At 60.5% G+C, this 2,106-nt stretch carries 4 protein-coding genes; all 4 read left to right on the forward strand.

Annotated features, from left to right (window positions below; translation table 11 throughout):
• Window positions 1–36: 36 nt before the first annotated feature.
• The 4 genes from AC1DWI_RS20750 (at window position 37) to AC1DWI_RS20765 (ending at window position 1,918) form a co-directional block, all read left to right on the forward strand.
• A complete protein-coding gene (locus AC1DWI_RS20750) occupies window positions 37–402 on the forward strand; it encodes a VOC family protein (protein ID WP_477670745.1) in 366 nt (121 codons plus the stop codon).
• A 78-nt stretch (window positions 403–480) separates the two neighbouring features.
• On the forward strand, window positions 481–912 hold the full coding sequence (locus AC1DWI_RS20755; protein ID WP_477670495.1) for a VOC family protein: 432 nt from the start codon (window positions 481–483) through the stop codon (window positions 910–912).
• A gap of 13 nt (window positions 913–925) precedes the next feature.
• Entirely contained in the window at window positions 926–1,273 is a 348-nt protein-coding gene (locus AC1DWI_RS20760; RefSeq protein WP_477670494.1) for a YciI family protein, read from the forward strand.
• A gap of 24 nt (window positions 1,274–1,297) precedes the next feature.
• Window positions 1,298–1,918 carry a glutathione S-transferase family protein gene (locus tag AC1DWI_RS20765; RefSeq protein ID WP_477670493.1) on the forward strand — a complete coding sequence of 207 codons (621 nt, stop codon included), beginning with the start codon at window positions 1,298–1,300 and terminating at the stop codon, window positions 1,916–1,918.
• Window positions 1,919–2,106 lie beyond the last annotated feature (188 nt).

A 2,106-nucleotide genomic window follows, 5' to 3' on the forward strand; every position in this document is an offset into this window, starting at 1 on the left:
ATTCAATCATTCAAGGAGAAACCCGTGACGACCAAGATGTTTGTGAACCTGCCCGTGAAAGACCTGGGCAAATCAGTGAAGTTTTTCACCGCGCTGGGCTTCAAATTCAACCCGCAATTCACCGATGAAAACGCCACCTGCATGATCGTGAGCGAGGAAAGCTTCGTCATGCTGCTGGTCGAGAAATTTTTCAAGACCTTCACGCCCAAGCCGGTGAGCGACGCACGCAAAAGCACCGAGGTGCTGATCTGCCTCTCATGCAACAGCCGCCAGGAAGTTGACGAGATGGTCAGCAAGGCCGTGGCCGCCGGCGCGACCACGCCCAACAAGGCGCAAGACCACGGCTTCATGTACCAGCACGGCTTCGAAGACCTGGATGGTCATCTCTGGGAACTCGCCTAGATGAACGTTGAAGCCCACGCTGCGCAAATGAGTGCCTGAAAAATCCCCCAGCCTTATCAACCCACGAAGGAGTCAATCATGCTGATCCAGTCTTACCTCTTTTTTAACGGCCGCTGCGAAGAGGCCATCGAGTTTTACCGCAAGGCGCTTGGCGCCGAAGTGAAGATGATGATGCGCTTCAAGGAGAACCCGGAACCCATGACCGAAGGCTGCGGGCCGGACGGCGGTGCCATCCCGGGTGAGAACATCATGCACGCCAGCTTCAGGATCGGCGAAACGGAAGTGATGGCCTCTGACGGCATGGGCAACGGCAAGCCGGAATTCAAGGGCTTCTCGCTCTCGTTGACTGCGGCCAGCGACGCCGAAGCGCAGCGCCTGTTCAAGGCATTGAGCGACGGCGGCAAGGTAGGGATGCCCATCATGAAGACCTTTTACGCTTCGTCTTTCGGCATGGTGGAAGATCGCTTCGGCGTGTCGTGGATGGTCATCAAGCCGCTGCCTATGCCTTGAGAGGGAAAAGCCCATGCAATTCCTGCTGATCATTTGCCACGACGCGGCCTTCGCGCCCACGCCGGCGCTGGTGGCCGACATAGGCGCCTGGGTAAAGGACATGGGGAGCCGCGGCATCCTCAAGCACGGCAACCCGCTGCGACCCCCCGACGACGCCATGACGGTTCGGGTGCGCGGCGGCAAGCGCGCGGTAACCAACGGCCCTTTCACCGATAGCGCAGAAAAAATGGCGGCCTACGGGCTGATTGAATGCGCCGGCATGCAGGAGGCGATCGACACTGCAGCCGGCCATCCCATGGCCAGGGCCGCAACCATAGAGGTCAGGCCGGTGTGGTCCGACCTCCCCCGCATGGCGGCCTGAAAATTAACGATGAAGTGAGTCAGCATGAAGCTTTATTACTCGGACACGCTGAACCCGCGAAAAACCTGCGCCGTCGCCAGGCACTTGAAGCTGCCGGTGGAGTTCATTTACGTCGCGCTCGAAAAAGGCGAACACCGTACGCCACAGTTCCGCGCAATGAACCCCAATGCCAAGGTGCCGGTACTGGTGGACGGCACCACGACCTTGTGGGAGTCGAATGCCATCATGTGCCACCTGGCGGAGAAAGCCGGTTCTGACCTGTGGCCACGCGACCAACGCCAGACCGAGGCGATGCGCTGGCTGATGTGGGATGCCACCGAGTTCGCGCCAGCCGCCGGGACTTTTTATTTCGAACACATCATCAAGCCGCGCTTCCTGCAGCGCGAGGCCGACCCGGCCGAGATTGCGAGGGTGACACCCGACTTCGAGCGCTACGCCAGCGTGCTCGAAGCGCACCTGAAGGGGCGCGAATACCTCGTCGGTGACGCACTGACGGTAGCCGACTTTGCGGTGGCCATCACCTTGCCATACGCTGAAAAGGCACGCTTGCCGCTGGACAATTTCCCGGAAATCCGGCGCTGGCACGACCGGCTTAATCAGCTGCCGGCGTGGCGTGAGCCCTTTCCGGAATTGCGGGCCGGTTAAACGCCTTGTCCCCGCCGCTGAAAACAAAAAAGGCCGGCGAGCATTCACGCGCTCGCCGGCCTGTACAGCCGAAAACCTTATCGTGCGGGCGCGGGAACGATCACGACCGTATCGCCCGTGGCACCGGTCCTGCCGGTCTTTCCGGTGTCGCCTGTGGCGCCGGTAGCACCGGTTGCGCCCTCATAACC

The sequence above is a fragment of the Polaromonas sp. P3_C2 genome, from assembly GCF_056402675.1.

Coding starts and splice junctions, on each gene's coding strand:
- AC1DWI_RS20750 (WP_477670745.1), top strand. CDS start 37: ATGTTTGTGAACCTGCCCGTGAAAGACCTGGGCAAATCAGTGAAGTTT.
- AC1DWI_RS20755 (WP_477670495.1), top strand. CDS start 481: ATGCTGATCCAGTCTTACCTCTTTTTTAACGGCCGCTGCGAAGAGGCC.
- AC1DWI_RS20760 (WP_477670494.1), top strand. CDS start 926: ATGCAATTCCTGCTGATCATTTGCCACGACGCGGCCTTCGCGCCCACG.
- AC1DWI_RS20765 (WP_477670493.1), top strand. CDS start 1,298: ATGAAGCTTTATTACTCGGACACGCTGAACCCGCGAAAAACCTGCGCC.